11 protein-coding genes are annotated in these 15,628 nt (G+C 69.6%); all 11 read left to right on the top strand.

Going from position 1 to position 15,628, the window contains the following annotated elements; all coding sequences use genetic code 11:
* Positions 1-7 precede the first annotated feature (7 nt).
* The 11 genes from ACIBHY_RS41610 to ACIBHY_RS41560 all read left to right on the top strand — a co-directional run bounded on the left by ACIBHY_RS41610 (position 8) and on the right by ACIBHY_RS41560 (position 15,470).
* A complete protein-coding gene (locus ACIBHY_RS41610; RefSeq protein ID WP_397309603.1) occupies positions 8-736 on the top strand; it encodes an MlaE family ABC transporter permease in 729 nt (242 codons plus the stop codon).
* Positions 736-1,515 carry an ABC transporter permease gene (locus tag ACIBHY_RS41605; protein WP_397309602.1) on the top strand — a complete coding sequence of 260 codons (780 nt, stop codon included), beginning with the start codon at positions 736-738 and terminating at the stop codon, positions 1,513-1,515. The genes ACIBHY_RS41610 and ACIBHY_RS41605 overlap by 1 nt, the downstream gene beginning before the upstream one ends.
* Positions 1,512-2,570, top strand: a complete 1,059-nt coding sequence (locus tag ACIBHY_RS41600; protein WP_397309601.1) for an MCE family protein — start codon at positions 1,512-1,514, stop codon at positions 2,568-2,570. Before ACIBHY_RS41605 ends, ACIBHY_RS41600 begins: the two co-directional genes overlap by 4 nt.
* Positions 2,567-3,559, top strand: coding sequence for an MlaD family protein (locus tag ACIBHY_RS41595; protein WP_397309600.1), 993 nt, complete (start codon positions 2,567-2,569; stop codon positions 3,557-3,559). The genes ACIBHY_RS41600 and ACIBHY_RS41595 overlap by 4 nt, the downstream gene beginning before the upstream one ends.
* Positions 3,550-4,539 carry an MCE family protein gene (locus tag ACIBHY_RS41590; protein WP_397309599.1) on the top strand — a complete coding sequence of 330 codons (990 nt, stop codon included), beginning with the start codon at positions 3,550-3,552 and terminating at the stop codon, positions 4,537-4,539. The genes ACIBHY_RS41595 and ACIBHY_RS41590 overlap by 10 nt, the downstream gene beginning before the upstream one ends.
* Entirely contained in the window at positions 4,536-5,516 is a 981-nt protein-coding gene (locus tag ACIBHY_RS41585; protein ID WP_397309598.1) for an MCE family protein, read from the top strand. The genes ACIBHY_RS41590 and ACIBHY_RS41585 overlap by 4 nt, the downstream gene beginning before the upstream one ends.
* Positions 5,513-6,682, top strand: a complete 1,170-nt coding sequence (locus ACIBHY_RS41580; RefSeq protein WP_397258179.1) for an MCE family protein — start codon at positions 5,513-5,515, stop codon at positions 6,680-6,682. Before ACIBHY_RS41585 ends, ACIBHY_RS41580 begins: the two co-directional genes overlap by 4 nt.
* Positions 6,679-7,182 carry a hypothetical protein gene (locus ACIBHY_RS41575; protein WP_397258178.1) on the top strand — a complete coding sequence of 168 codons (504 nt, stop codon included), beginning with the start codon at positions 6,679-6,681 and terminating at the stop codon, positions 7,180-7,182. Before ACIBHY_RS41580 ends, ACIBHY_RS41575 begins: the two co-directional genes overlap by 4 nt.
* Entirely contained in the window at positions 7,179-7,676 is a 498-nt protein-coding gene (locus ACIBHY_RS41570; RefSeq protein WP_397309597.1) for a hypothetical protein, read from the top strand. Before ACIBHY_RS41575 ends, ACIBHY_RS41570 begins: the two co-directional genes overlap by 4 nt.
* Before the next feature lie 436 nt (positions 7,677-8,112).
* On the top strand, positions 8,113-11,580 hold the full coding sequence (gene rpoB / locus ACIBHY_RS41565; RefSeq protein WP_397309596.1) for a DNA-directed RNA polymerase subunit beta: 3,468 nt from the start codon (positions 8,113-8,115) through the stop codon (positions 11,578-11,580).
* 14 nt (positions 11,581-11,594) lie between these two features.
* On the top strand, positions 11,595-15,470 hold the full coding sequence (locus ACIBHY_RS41560; protein WP_397256737.1) for a DNA-directed RNA polymerase subunit beta': 3,876 nt from the start codon (positions 11,595-11,597) through the stop codon (positions 15,468-15,470).
* Positions 15,471-15,628: the final 158 nt, after the last annotated feature.

Genomic DNA, 15,628 nt, shown 5'->3' with positions numbered 1-15,628 from the left:
GCGACACGTGATCAGGGCGAGCGGCGCGTTCGTGGCGCTTACGCTCGACACCCTGCGTGCCGTGCCCAAGCGGCCCCTCCACTGGCGGGAGTTCCTGCAGCAGGCCTGGTTCATCGTCGGCGTCAGCGCCCTGCCCACGGCACTGGTGTCCATCCCGTTCGGCGCCGTGCTCGCGCTCCAGGCGGGCAACCTGATCCGCCAGTTCGGCGCCCAGTCGTTCACCGGCGCCACCGCCGTGCTCGGCATCGTGCGCGAGGCCGGCCCGGTCGTGACCGCGCTCATGATCTCGGGCGCGGCGGGCAGCGCCATCTGCGCCGACCTGGGCGCGCGCAGGATCCGCGAGGAGATCGACGCGCTGGAGGTGCTCGGCATCGACCCGCTCCACCGCCTCGTGGTGCCCAGGGTGGCCGCGTGCGCGGTCGTCGCGCCCCTGCTCAACGGCCTGGTGACCACCGTCGGCCTGATCGCCAGCTACCTGTTCAACGTGATCGCCCAAGGCGGCTCGCCCGGCTCGTACCTGCAGTCGTTCAACGCCCTGGCGGAGTTGTCGGACCTGTGGATCTCCGAGGTCAAGGCGCTCGTCTTCGGCGCCACGGCCGGGATGATCGCCTGCTTCAAGGGGCTGACCGCGGCCGGCGGGCCCAAGGGCGTCGGCGACGCCGTCAACCAGACGGTGGTCTTCGCGGCCATGGTCCTGTTCGCCGAGAACTTCCTCATCAGCGCGGCGGTGTGGTGATGTCACTCGACAAGCAGGGCGAGTTCTACACCAAGGCCTTCCTCCAGCTGCCGCGCGCGCTCCGCTACCGCGCCGAGATCCTGCGGCTGCTGTCGGAGGTGAGCCTCGGCACCGGTGGCCTGGCCGTCATCGGCGGCACGATGGCGATCGTCGCGTTCATGACCTTCTTCGCCGGCACCGAGGTCGGCCTGCAGGGCTACACCGCACTCGACCAGATCGGCACCTCCGCCTTCGCCGGATTCCTCTCCAGCTACATCAACACCCGCGAGATCGCCCCCATCGTGGCCGCCATCGGCCTGTCGGCCACCGTCGGGGCGGGCTTCACCGCCCAGCTCGGCGCGATGCGGATCAGCGACGAGATCGACGCGCTGGAGGTCATGGCGATCCCCTCGGTGCCGTTCCTGGTGGGCACCCGGCTGATCGCCGGGTTCGCCGCCATGCTGCCTCTGTACGTCCTCGGCCTGCTCGCCTCCTACGTCGCCACCCGCCTGATCACCACCGTCCTCTACGGCCAGTCGACCGGCACCTACGACCACTACTTCGACCTCTTCCTCGTGCCCTACGACGTGCTCTGGTCGCTGGGCAAGGTGGTGCTGTTCGCCGTGCTGGTGATCCTCGTGCACTGCTACTACGGCTTCCACGCCTCCGGCGGCCCCGCGGGCGTCGGCGTCGCGGTCGGGCGGGCGGTGCGCGCGGTGCTGGTCGCGGTGAACGTGGCCAACGTCCTGCTCGGCCTGGCCATCTGGGGCACCACGACCACGGTACGGCTGGCCGGATGAAGTACGGCGCCGCCCTGCTGGCCCTGATCGCCGCCTTCACAGCGGTGACCGCCGCCGCGTACTTCAAGGTGTTCTCCGGCGCGACCGTCGTGACCCTGTCGGCCCCCAGAGCCGGTCTCCAGCTCGGCCCGCGCGCCGACGTCAAGGTACGCGGCGTCATCGTCGGCGAGGTCACCGCCCTGAAGGCCACCACCGGAGGCGCGGAGCTCACCCTCGCCCTCGACCACCCCGTCGACCGCGCCGCCACGGCCAGGCTCCTGCCGAAGACCGTCTTCGGCGAGAAGTACGTGGACCTCGTCCCGCCCGCGACCCCGACCTCCGAGCTGCGCGACGGCGACCGCCTGATCGCCCCGGCCGCCGCCGTCGAGGTGGCGCAGGTGCTCGACCGGCTGCTGCCGCTGCTGCGGAGCATCCACCCGGAACGGCTGGCCACCACCCTGACCGCGCTCGCCACCGCCCTGGAGGGCAGGGGCGCCAGGACCGGCGCCACCCTGGACAAGGCCGAGGACTACCTCACCCGGCTCACCCCCCACCTCCCGGCGATCCGCCGCGACCTCTCCGCCCTCGCCGACGTCACCGACCTGTACGGCCAGGCCGCCCCCGACCTCCTGCGCACCCTGGCCGGCTCCGCCGCGCTGAGCAGAACGCTCACCGGCCGAGAGGCCGAGATCGACCGGCTCGCCCGCGCGGTCACCAGGAGCGCGGGCAAGGCCGACACCTTGCTGACGGTCAACGAGACCGGCCTGGTGGGGCTCCAGCATGTGTCCCGGCCCGCCCTCGACCTCGCCGCCCGCTACGCGCCGACCGTGCCGTGCGTGTTCCAGGGGCTTGACCGCCTCCGGCCGCTGCTGGACGAGGCGTTCGGCGACGGGCGGGTGAAGGCGGTGCTGGAGCTGGTCAGGCCGGCGCCGCCGTACAGGGAAGGGGCCGACGCGCCCGCCTACCGCGACACCAGGGGCCCGCGCTGCTACGGCCTGCCCCGGCCGAGGGTGCCCTTCCCGGGGGTGCGGTTCGCCGACGGCACCGAGGACCTGGCGGGGCTGATGTTGCGATGACCACGCTCAAGGCGGCGATCAAGCTCGGGCTGTTCGGACTGGCCACGACCCTGTGCGTGGCCATGCTGGCGATCACGATCTCCGGCACGCAGTTCGCCGCGGCGAGCGTCTACCGCGCGGTGTTCACCGACGCCACCGGGTTGCGGCTGGGCGACGATGTGCGGGCGGCGGGCGTACGCGTGGGCCGCGTGCAGGAGATCGCGCTGACCGGGACGCGCGCCGAGGTCTCCTTCACCGTCCTCGAACGCACCCGGCTGCCCCGCGGCGTCATCGCCGCGATCCGCTGGCGAAACCTGGTGGGCGACCGCTACCTCGCGCTGTCCACCGGCCGCGGCGGACCCGGCGCGCTGCGGCCCGGCGAGCTGATCACCGACACCCGCCCGGCGCTCGACGTCACCGCGCTCTTCAACGGCTTCCGCCCGCTGCTCAAGGCCATCCGCCCGGAAGACGTCAACAAGCTGAGCTGGCAGATCGTCCAGGTGCTCCAGGGGGAGGGCGGCACCGTCGACAGCCTCCTCGGCCATGTCGCCTCGCTCACCGGCACGCTCGCCGACCGCGACGCCGTCATCGGCCGGGTGATCGACAACCTCACCGCGGTGCTCGCCGAGATCGCCGGCCGCGAGGACGCCTACAGCGAGCTCGTCGCCGACCTGCGGTCGCTGGTCAGCGGCCTGGCCGAGGACCGCAAGGCCATCGGCGACTCCCTCACCGCACTCGATCGGCTCGCCGGCGTCACCGCGGGCTTCACCGAGCGCGCCAGGCCCGACCTCAAGGCCGGAATCCGCCACGCCGACGGCTTCCTCGCCGCGCTCAACGAGGAGCGCGCGCTGATCGACAAGACCATCAAGGACGTGCCGATCCGGCTCAACCAGCTCACCCGGGCCGTCTCCTACGGTTCGTGGTTCAACTTCTACCTCTGCTCCCTGGAGGTCCGGGCGGGCGCGACCACCACGCCGAAGATCGTCAACGAGAGCCGCCGATGCCGCTGACCCCCTTCCGCCACCGCGACCCACTCCCGCTCGGCATCGCCGGCCTGGCCGCCGCCGCGGCGCTGGTGGCCGGTGTGCTGGCCGTACCCCAGCTGAAGACCGGCACCGTGTACACGGCCGCCTTCGCCGAGTCGGCGGGGCTGCGGCCGGGCGAGGACGTCGTCGTGGCCGGGGTGAAGGTCGGCGAGGTGAGCGAGGTCGAACTGGAGGGCGCGCACGTCCGCGTCGGCCTGCGCCTGGAGCGGGAGGTGCCGCTGGGCTCGTGGACCCGCGCGCACATCCGGCTGGCGACGCTGCTCGGCTCCCATCACGTCCAGCTCGAACCCCACGGCCCCGGCCGCCTCGACCGCGCCATCCCGGTCGAGCGGACCAGCGTGCCGTACGAGATCATGCCCGCCCTCGGCGACCTCGCCGGCAGCGCCGCCCGCATCGACGCGGGCGCGCTCAAGAGCGCGCTCGACACGCTCGCCCAGACCCTCGACGGCTCCTCGGAGGAGATCCGCGCCTCCGTGCGCGGCCTCGGCCGCCTCTCGCGGACCGTCGCCTCCCGCGACGACAAACTCCACGATCTGGTACGGCACGCCGAAACGGTCACCGACCTCGTGGCCGGCCGCAACCAGGAGCTCCGCGCCCTGATCAAGGACGGAGACCTCCTGCTGCGCGAGATCTCCGCCCGCCGCGCCGTCATCCACAGCCTGTTGACGAACACCCTGGAGCTGACCGCGGAGATCGACGGCCTGATCGCCGACAACCGGACCACGCTCAAGCCCGCTCTGCGGCAGTTGCGGGAGTTCGCCGGACTGCTGCGGCGCAACGAGGAGAGCCTCGACCGCTCCCTGCGGCTGCTGGCGCCCTTCACCCGGCAGTTCACCGACGCGGTCGGCAACGGCCGCTGGTTCGACGCGATCGTCCAGAACCTCGTGCCGCTGCCCGCTTCCGTCCAGATGCCCGACCGCACCCTCGGAGGGCTGGCTCCGTGAAGACACCCGTCGCGATCACGGCCCTGCTGCTGGCCGCCGGCTGCGGTTTCGAGGGCGTCCAGTCGCTCCCGCTGCCCGGCGGAGCCGACCTCGGGCCGAACCCGCGCGCGGTGACGATCGAGTTCGCCGATGCCCTCGACCTCGTCCCGCACTCGCTGTGCAAACTCAACGACGTCACCGTCGGCAAGGTCACCGCGATCGAACTGGCCGCCGGCTGGCGGGCCGAGGTCACCTGCACGGTCAGAGCCGACGCCGCGCTGCCCGCCGGGACCGGCGCCGCCATCTCCCAGACGAGCCTGCTCGGCGAGAAGTTCGTCAAGCTGGTCCCCTCCGGCACCGGCCGTCTGGGCGGACGCATCCCGCTGAGCCGCACCACCCGGACCGCCGAGGTCGAGCAGGTGCTCGCCGCCGCCTCGCTGCTGGTCAACGGCGGCGGCCTGGAACAACTGGCCACCATCAACACCGAACTCGGCGCCGTGCTCGACGGCCGCACCGGCACCGTCAGGAACCTGCTGCGCCGCCTGGACGCGTTCGCCGCCGCGCTCGACGGCTCCAAGGGCGACATCGTCCGCCTCATCGGCAACCTCGACCGGCTCACCGCCACCCTGGCCGCCCAGCGCCAGACCCTGCGCGCCGTCGCCACCGACATCGGCCCCGCGGTCAAGCAGCTGCGCCGCCAGCGCGCCGACCTCACCCGCATGCTCACCGCCCTGGCCCGCCTCGGCCGCACCGCCACCCGCGTCGTCACCCGCTCCCAGGACGACACCCTCGCCAACCTCGCCCACCTGCGCGCGCTGCTGGCCGAGCTCGACCGCGCCCGCCGCGAGATCGCCGCCAACCTGGGCACCGCGCTCACCTTCCCCTTCCCCGGCTCGGCCACCGGCCTGCTGCGCGGCGACTACGGCAACGTCGACGTCACCGTGGACCTCACCCCTTCCACCACCCTGGACAACCTCATCGGCGGGAGTCCGCGATGAGCCTGCGGATCAAGCTGGCCGCCTTCCTCGCCATCAGCCTCGCCGCCACCGCGTACACGCTGGTCCGCTACGCGCGGGTCGGCGCCGACCTGTTCGAGCCCGCCTACCGGGTCGGCGTCGAGCTGGCCGAGGCCGGCGGCCTGTTCGAACACGCCGAGGTCACCTACCGCGGCGTGCGGGTCGGCCGCGTCGAGTCGCTCTCCCTCACCGCCGACGGGGTGCGCGCCGTGCTCCGCCTGCGGCGCGAGCCGCCGGTGCCCGCCACGGGGCTGCTCGCCGTCGTCGCCAACCGCTCGGGTGTGGGCGAGCAGTATCTCGACCTCCAGCCTTCAGGTACGGCGCGGCCGTACCTGAAGGAAGGCGACACGATCGCCAGAGGGCGCACCGCGCTGCCGATCACCACCGCCCAGTTGCTCGGCGACGCCGAGCGGCTGCTGACGTCGGTGGACCCGCGCGACGCCGAGACCGTCGTGACCGAGATGGAACAGGCCTTCGGCGGCAACGCCGCGCACCTGCGGCGGCTGCTGACAGCGGGCGAGGAGCTGACGGCGGCGGCCGTGGAGGTCCTGCCCGAGACGGTCACGCTGATCGAGCGGGGGGAGACGGTGCTGCGCACGCAGCGGGCCGAGGGCGGCCACCTGAAGGCGTTCGCGCGCGACCTCGCCTCGCTGACCGGTTCGCTGCGCGAGGGTTCCGCGGACCTGGAGCGCACGATCGACGCCACAACGCCCGCGGCGCGCTCGGCGGAGAAGCTCGTGGACGGGCTCGAACCGCACCTGCGGCCGCTGCTGGGCAACCTCATCGTCGGCGGGCGCACCGTCTCGGCCCGGGTGGCGGCGCTGCGCCAGCTGCTCATCGGCTACCCGGCGGGCGTGGCCGGGGCCTTCACCGTGGTCGGCCGCGACGGGCTGCACTTCGGGCTCAACCTCAACCTCAACGTGCCGCCGCCGTGCACGCGCGGCTACGAGGACGTGCGCCGCCGCCATCCCCAGGACACCCGGGTGAAGGCGGTCGACCCGCGCGCGACCTGCACCGAGCCGGAAGGCTCGCCGACCGGTGTGCGCGGGGGCGCGGATGTGCCGCCGCCGGGCGTACCGCCGTCGATCCCCGGTCTGGAAGAGTGGCTCGCGGGTAATGATCCGGCGATCAGGAAGGAGCGGACATGACAGGCACCGCCTCTCGGTCCGCCGCTTGGCTGACGATCATCGTGCTCGGGGTGCTGGCGGTGGTGCTCGGCGGGTTCGCGCTGTGGGTCAGCGGCGAGCTCCGCGGCGAGCAGGCCACGGACGACGACCGGGCCGCCGCGCTCGACGCGGCGGGCACCCACGCGGTCAACCTGCTCTCGCTCAACTACAAGACCGTCGACGCCGACCTCGGGCGCATCCTGGCGACCTCGACCGGGGCCGCGCGGGCCGAGTACACCGCCAACGCCGCCCGGCTCAAGGAGACCACGATCACCAACAAGGTCGTCCAGCACGGCGTGCTGCGCGCCCGCGGGCTGGAGTCCATGACGGGCGGCGTCGCCAAGGTCCTGGTGGTGGCGGACGTCGAGATCCGCTGGGAGGGCTCCAAGAACGCCCCTCAGGAGCGCTTCTACCGCTGGTCGATGGATGTGACCAAGGTCGGCGGGGTCTGGCTGGTGTCGAAGGCGGTGCAGGTGCTGTGAAGGCCGTGGCGATCGGGGTGCTGGCGGCGCTCGTCCTGGGGCTGTCGGTGGCCCTGTGGGTGATGTGGACGGATCTGCGGCACCTGCGCGACGGGCGGTCCGCGGGCGTCGAGGCCATGGCCGCCGCCAAGGCCGTGGCGCCGGACCTGCTGTCGTACAACCACCGCACGATCGAGCAGGACCTGGCGCGGGCCGGCGAGCACACCACGGGCCAGCTGACCATCCATTACAAGGAGCTGGCCACCACCCTCGTGCCGACCGCCAAGGCCCAGAAGACCGTCCAGACGACCGCGGTCGCCGGGGCGGCCGTCGAGCGCGCGGAACCCGACCGGGTAGAGGTTCTCCTGTTCGTCAACACGGGTACGGTCAAGGAGCTGCCGGGCGAGGCCGAGCCCCAGCAACAGATCACCCAGAACCGCGCCAGGTTCGTCATGATCAGGACAGCGGGCCGGTGGCTGGTCGCCGACCTGTCGACGCTGCTGGGCACCGCCTGAGGCCCCGGGCGCGGCGCGTCCTTCAATTGTTATCAAAATTCAGGTTTAGCGAGTCCTTGCCCAGGGGTATCCCAGTCACTGCTACACCGGTTGTCGGCATGGGTTCGACCCTCGGTGTGACGGAGCGTTAGCCGTCCCCGTTCGCGGGTATCGTCTTGGGCCTGACGGTAGGCGCCCGATCACGCAGGGGAGAAATCCCAGCGTCGCGGCCTCGACCCGGCGGAAAGTCGGGGTTGTGGGCTTGACGTTTGCGTCCGAACGGGCGATGCTGCGACCAACGTGGAGCATGCAGCGAGAGCGAAGTGGACAGGCGTGTGCCGTTCGGCTACACTGCCCCTTTGCGCTGCCCTTTGACGACCCGCGATGCTTGCTCACGTTGCGAGGTTGTCTGGCGTGCGTGTAGTCAGTCCGCCGCGAGCCCTCGGAAGGACATCTGTTGGCAGCCTCGCGCAACGCCTCCGCCGTACCCGCTGGTCCCAATCGCGTTTCGTTTTCGCGTATCCAGGAGCCCCTCGAAGTTCCTGATCTTCTCGCCCTGCAAACCGAGTCCTTTGACTGGCTGCTGGGCAACGAGAAGTGGAAGGCCCGGGTTGAGGCGGCTCGTCAGGCCGGGCGCAAGGACGTCCCGACCCAGTCGGGCCTCGAAGAGATCTTCGAAGAGATCAGTCCCATTGAGGACTTCTCGGGGACCATGTCCTTGTCGTTCCGCGACCACCGGTTCGAGCCGCCCAAGTACTCAGTAGATGAGTGCAAAGACAAGGACATGACCTTCTCCGCCCCGATGTTCGTCACGGCGGAGTTCATCAATAACACCACTGGCGAGATCAAGAGCCAGACGGTGTTCATGGGCGATTTCCCGCTCATGACGCCGAAGGGCACTTTCATCATCAACGGCACCGAGCGTGTCGTCGTCTCCCAGCTGGTCCGGTCCCCGGGTGTCTACTTCGGCCGCAGTGTCGACAAGACCTCGGACAAGGACCTGTTCGACTGCCGTGTCATCCCCTCGCGGGGTGCCTGGCTGGAGTTCGAGATCGACAAGCGCGACAGCGTCGGTGTGCGCATCGACCGCAAGCGCAAGCAGGCCGTCACCGTGCTTCTCAAGGCACTGGGATGGACCACCGAACAGATCCTCGAGCGCTTCGGCCAGTACGAGTCGATGCGGGCCACCCTGGAGAAGGACCACACGGCCGGCCAGGATGACGCCCTGCTCGACATCTACCGCAAGCTCCGTCCGGGCGAGCCGCCGACCAAGGAGTCGGCGCAGACCCTGCTGGAGAACCTGTACTTCAACCCCAAGCGCTACGACCTCGCCAAGGTCGGCCGCTACAAGATCAACAAGAAGCTCGGGGTCGACAGCGACATCACGCAGGGCACCCTCACCGAGGACGACATCGTCTCCACGATCGAGTACATCGTCCGCCTACACGCGGGCGAGGAGTCGATGCCGAGCGCCCAGGGCGACCGGATCGTCGAGACCGACGACATCGACCACTTCGGCAACCGTCGTCTGCGCAGTGTCGGCGAGCTCATCCAGAACCAGGTCCGCCTGGGCCTGGCCCGCATGGAGCGCGTCGTCCGTGAGCGGATGACCACGCAGGACGTCGAGGCGATCACGCCGCAGACCCTGATCAACATCCGCCCGGTCGTCGCCTCGATCCGGGAGTTCTTCGGCACCTCGCAGCTGTCGCAGTTCATGGACCAGACCAACCCGCTGGCCGGCCTGACGCACAAGCGGCGTCTGTCCGCGCTGGGCCCCGGTGGTCTGTCCCGTGAGCGGGCCGGCTTCGAGGTCCGAGACGTGCACCCGTCCCACTACGGCCGGATGTGCCCGATCGAGACTCCCGAAGGCCCGAACATCGGCCTGATCGGCTCGCTGGCCTCCTACGGCCGGATCAACGCCTTCGGCTTCGTCGAGACGCCCTACCGCAAGGTCGTCGACGGCAAGGTGATCGAGCAGGTCGACTACCTGACCGCCGACGAGGAGGACCGCTTCGTCAAGGCGCAGGCCAACACGGTGCTCAACGCCGACGGCACCTTCGCCGAGTCGCGCGTCCTGGTCCGCACCAAGGGTGGCGAGACCGAACTCGCGCGTGCCGAGGAAGTCGACTACATCGACGTGTCGCCGCGCCAGATGGTGTCGGTCGCCACGGCGATGATCCCCTTCCTGGAGCACGACGACGCCAACCGCGCGCTCATGGGCTCCAACATGCAGAGGCAGTCGGTGCCGCTGCTGAAGAGCGAGGCGCCGCTGGTCGGAACCGGCATGGAGTACCGTGCCGCGACCGACGCCGGCGACGTCATCAGCGCCGAGAAGGCCGGTGTGGTGGAGGAGGTCTCCGCCGACTACGTCACCGTGATGAACGACGACGGCACCCGCACGACTTACCGTGTCGCCAAGTTCAAGCGTTCCAACCAGGGCACCTCGTTCAACCAGAAGCCCATCGTCGTCGAAGGCGACCGGGTCGAGGTCAACCAGGTGATCGCCGACGGCCCCTGCACCGACCAGGGCGAGATGGCCCTGGGCAAGAACCTGCTCGTGGCGTTCATGCCGTGGGAGGGCCACAACTACGAAGACGCGATCATCCTGTCGCAGCGGCTGGTGCAGGACGACGTCCTGTCCTCGATCCACATCGAGGAGCACGAGGTCGACGCCCGTGACACCAAGCTGGGCCCCGAGGAGATCACCCGGGACATCCCGAACGTCTCCGAAGAGGTCCTGGCCGACCTCGACGAGCGCGGCATCATCCGCATCGGCGCCGAGGTCGTACCCGGCGACATCCTCGTCGGCAAGGTCACGCCCAAGGGTGAGACCGAGCTGACCCCCGAGGAGCGGCTGCTGCGCGCGATCTTCGGTGAGAAGGCCCGCGAAGTGCGCGACACCTCGCTGAAGGTGCCGCACGGCGAGCAGGGCAAGGTCATCGGCGTCCGCGTGTTCTCCCGTGACGAGGGCGACGAGCTTCCCCCCGGTGTCAACGAGCTGGTCCGCGTGTACGTGGCCCAGAAGCGTAAGATCACCGACGGTGACAAGCTCGCCGGCCGCCACGGCAACAAGGGCGTCATCTCCAAGATCCTGCCCGTCGAGGACATGCCGTTCCTCGAGGACGGCACGCCGGTCGACATCATCCTCAACCCGCTGGGCGTGCCCGGCCGGATGAACATCGGGCAGGTGCTCGAAGCTCACCTCGGCTGGATCGCGGCCCGCGGCTGGGACATCTCGGGCCTGACCGAGCAGTGGGCGGAGCGCCTGCGCGAGAAGGGCTTCGAGCAGGTCGCGCCGCGTACCAACGTGGCCACGCCGGTCTTCGACGGCGCCCACGAGGAGGAGATCGTCGGTCTGCTCAGCAACACCCTGCCCAACCGCGACGGCGATCGCATGGTGCAGGAGAGCGGAAAGGCGCTGCTGTTCGACGGCCGCTCCGGCGAGCCGTTCCCCTACCCGATCGCGGTGGGTTACAGCTACATCCTGAAGCTGCTGCACCTGGTGGACGACAAGATCCACGCTCGGTCCACCGGCCCGTACTCCATGATCACCCAGCAGCCGCTCGGCGGTAAGGCCCAGTTCGGTGGCCAGCGCTTCGGTGAGATGGAGGTGTGGGCGCTGGAGGCCTACGGCGCGGCCTACGCCCTGCAGGAGCTCCTGACCATCAAGTCCGACGACGTCCTCGGCCGGGTCAAGGTCTACGAGGCCATCGTCAAGGGCGAGAACATCCCCGAGCCCGGCATCCCCGAATCCTTCAAGGTCCTCATCAAGGAAATGCAATCGCTGTGCCTGAACGTCGAGGTGCTCTCCAGCGACGGCATGTCCATCGAGATGCGCGACACCGACGAGGACGTCTTCAGGGCCGCCGAAGAGCTCGGTATCGATCTGTCCCGGCGTGAGCCGAGCAGCGTGGAAGAAGTCTGAGGGGGAGATCGCACATGCTAGACGTCAACTTCTTCGACGAGCTCCGGATCGGGCTGGCGACGGCCGACGACATCCGCCAGTGGTCACACGGCGAGGTCAAGAAGCCGGAGACGATCAACTACCGGACGCTCAAGCCGGAAAAGGACGGACTCTTCTGCGAGAAGATCTTCGGCCCGACCCGCGACTGGGAGTGCTACTGCGGTAAGTACAAGCGCGTCCGCTTCAAGGGCATCATCTGTGAGCGCTGCGGCGTCGAGGTCACTCGCGCCAAGGTGCGTCGTGAGCGGATGGGCCACATCGAGCTGGCCGCGCCCGTCACGCACATCTGGTACTTCAAGGGCGTTCCCTCGCGTCTCGGCTACCTGCTCGACCTGGCCCCGAAGGACCTCGAGAAGGTCATCTACTTCGCGGCCTACATGATCACGCAGGTCGACGCCGAGATGCGCGACCGTGACCTGCCCTCGCTCGAGGCGAAGATCTCGGTCGAGCGGCAGCACATCGAGCAGCGTCGTGACGCCGACATCGAGACCAGGCAGAAGAAGCTCGAAGGCGACCTGGCCGAGCTTGAGGCCGCCGGCGCCAAGGGCGACCAGCGCCGCAAGGTCCGTGAGGGCGCCGAGCGCGAGATGCGCCAGCTGCGCGACCGCGCACAGCGCGAGCTCGACCGCCTGGACGAGGTGTGGAGCCGGTTCAAGAACCTCAAGGTCCAGGACCTCGAGGGCGACGAACTGCTCTACCGCGAGATGCGCGACCGCTTCGGCCGCTACTTCAAGGGCGGCATGGGCGCGCAGGCGATCCAGGACCGTCTGACCAGCTTCGACCTCGACGCCGAGGCCGAGAACCTGCGCGAGACGATCCGCAGCGGCAAGGGCCAGAAGAAGGCCCGCGCACTCAAGCGGCTCAAGGTCGTCTCGGCGTTCCTCAACACCACCAACTCGCCCCGCGGGATGGTGCTCGACTGCATCCCGGTCATCCCGCCGGACCTGCGCCCGATGGTGCAGCTCGACGGTGGCCGGTTCGCGACCTCCGACCTCAACGACCTCTACCGTCGTGTGATCAACCGGAACAACCGCCTCAAGCGTCTCCTTGACCTCGGCGCCCCCGAGATCATCGTGAACAACGAGAAGCGGATGCTCCAGGAGGCCGTCGACTCGCTGTTCGACAACGGCCGCCGCGGCCGCCCGGTCACGGGCCCCGGCAACCGTCCGCTCAAGTCCCTCAGCGACATGCTGAAGGGCAAGCAGGGCCGCTTCCGCCAGAACCTGCTGGGCAAGCGCGTCGACTACTCCGGCCGCTCGGTCATCGTCGTCGGCCCGCAGCTGAAGCTGCACCAGTGCGGTCTGCCCAAGCAGATGGCGCTGGAGCTGTTCAAGCCGTTCGTGATGAAGAGGCTCGTGGACCTCAACCACGCGCAGAACATCAAGTCGGCCAAGCGGATGGTCGAGCGCGCCCGCCCGGTCGTGTGGGACGTACTCGAAGAGGTCATCACCGAGCACCCCGTGCTGCTCAACCGCGCTCCGACGCTGCACCGCCTGGGCATCCAGGCGTTCGAGCCGCAGCTGGTCGAGGGCAAGGCCATCCAGATCCACCCGCTCGTCTGCACCGCGTTCAACGCGGACTTCGACGGCGACCAGATGGCCGTGCACCTGCCGCTGTCGGCTGAGGCCCAGGCCGAGGCACGCATCCTGATGCTCTCGACCAACAACATCCTCAAGCCGGCCGACGGCAAGCCCGTGACGATGCCCACCCAGGACATGGTCATCGGCCTCTACTGGCTGACCACGCAGAAGGAGGGCGCCCTCGGCGAGGGCCGCGTCTTCGGCTCCGTGGCCGAGGCCCAGATGGCGTTCGACCGCCGCGAGCTGGACATCCAGGCGAAGATCCAGATCCGGCTCAAGGACGTCTTCCCCGCGCGCGACTGGGTCGCGCCGGAGGGCTGGGAGCAGGGCGACCCGATCCGCCTGGAGACGACGTTCGGCCGGTGCCTGTTCAACCAGACGCTGCCGCCGAACTACCCGTTCGTCAACTTCCAGGTCGGCAAGAAGCAGCTGTCCACGATCGTGAACGAGCTGGCCGAGACCTACCCCAAGGTCGAGGTCGCGGCTTCGCTCGACGCGCTCAAGGACGCAGGCTTCCGCTGGGCGACCCGCTCCGGTGTCACGATCTCGATCGATGACGTCGTCGCGCCGCCCAACAAGGCCGAGATCATGGAGAACTACGAGCGCCGGGCCGACAAGGTCCAGCGTGAGTACGAGCGCGGCCTGATCACCGACGAGGAGCGCCGCCAGGAGCTCATCGAGATCTGGACCCACGCCACCGCGGACGTCGAGACCGACATGGTCAACGCGTTCCCGGCGACGAACCCGGTCTGGATGATGCTCAACTCCGGCGCCCGCGGCAACAAGATGCAGGTGCGTCAGATCGCCGGTATCCGTGGCCTGGTGTCCAACACCAAGGGTGAGACGATCCCGCGTCCGATCAAGGCCTCGTTCCGCGAGGGCCTGTCGGTGCTGGAGTACTTCATCTCCACCCACGGACAGCGGAAGGGTCTGGCCGACACCGCCCTGCGTACCGCCGACTCGGGTTACCTGACCCGTCGTCTGGTGGACGTGGCGCAGGACGTCATCGTGCGCGAGATCGACTGCGGCACCGACCGCGCGGTCCCGCTGCACGTCGGCGACCGTGACGCGTCGGGCAACCTGGTCAAGGCCGACAACGCCGAGTCCAACGTGCACGGCCGCATCCTGGCCGAGGACGTCGAGGTCGACGGCAAGATCATCGCCCCGGCGGGTGTCGACATCAACGACATCCACGTGACCGACCTGGTCAACGCCGGGATCGAGACCGTGCGCACCCGCTCCGCGCTGGTGTGCGAGGCCAAGATCGGTGTCTGCGCGACCTGCTACGGCCGCTCGCTGGCCACCGGCAAGCTCGTGGACGTCGGCGAGGCGGTCGGCATCATCGCCGCCCAGTCGATCGGTGAGCCCGGTACCCAGCTGACGATGCGTACCTTCCACACCGGTGGTGTGGCCGGTGCGGACATCACCCACGGTCTGCCCCGTGTCCAGGAGCTCTTCGAGGCGCGCATCCCCAAGGGTGTCGCCCCGATCTCCGAGGCCGAGGGCCGCGCGCGGATCGACGAGACCGACAAGACCCGCAAGGTGGTCATCACCCCGGACGACGGTTCCGAGGAGATCGCCTACCCGGTGTCGATGCGGTCGCGTCTGCTCGTCTCCGAGGGCCAGCACGTCAAGGTCGGCCAGCAGCTGATCGCGGGTGCGGTCAACCCGAACGAGGTCCTGCGCATCATGGGCCCGCGCGAGGTGCAGCTGCACCTGGTCGCCGAGGTTCAGCAGGTGTACCGCTCGCAGGGTGTGTCGATCCACGACAAGCACATCGAGATCATCGTCCGCCAGATGCTCAAGCGCGTGAACGTGCTGGAGTCGGGCGACACCGACCTGCTCCCCGGCGAGCTGGTCGAGCGTCCCCGCTTCGAGAACATGAACCGCGAGACCGTGGCCGAGGGCGGCCAGCCCGCCGCCGGCCGTCCGGTCCTCATGGGCATCACGAAGGCGTCGCTGGCCACCGAGTCGTGGCTGTCGGCGGCCTCCTTCCAGGAGACGACCAGGGTCCTGACGGACGCGGCGATCCACGCCAAGTCCGACTCGCTCCTGGGCCTGAAGGAGAACGTCATCATCGGTAAGCTCATCCCGGCCGGTACGGGCATGCCCCAGTACCGCAACATCCGGGTGGAGCCGACCGAGGAGGCCAAGGCCGCGATGTACACGGTCGGCGGCTACGACGGCTCCGCGGCGGACTACACGTTCGGCACGGGGTCGGGCGAGGCTGTGCCGCTGGAGGAGTACGACTTCGGCCAGTACAACCGATGAGCCTGTCGCGCTGGACGGTTAGCTAGGAGAAGCGCCCGAGATCTACGGATCTCGGGCGCTTCCGCGTTCGCCCGGCCCTGTGGGGGTATCCGCGTGGTCTGGGTGCATCCGCCCGGTGTCCGGCTCCCGGGCGCGCAGGGCCTCGCTGGGAGCTCCTC

It is taken from the genome of Nonomuraea sp. NPDC050547, assembly GCF_044457345.1.
Classification (GTDB): Bacteria; Actinomycetota; Actinomycetes; order Streptosporangiales; family Streptosporangiaceae; genus Nonomuraea.
This window is presented reverse-complemented; position numbering and strand designations above follow the sequence as displayed.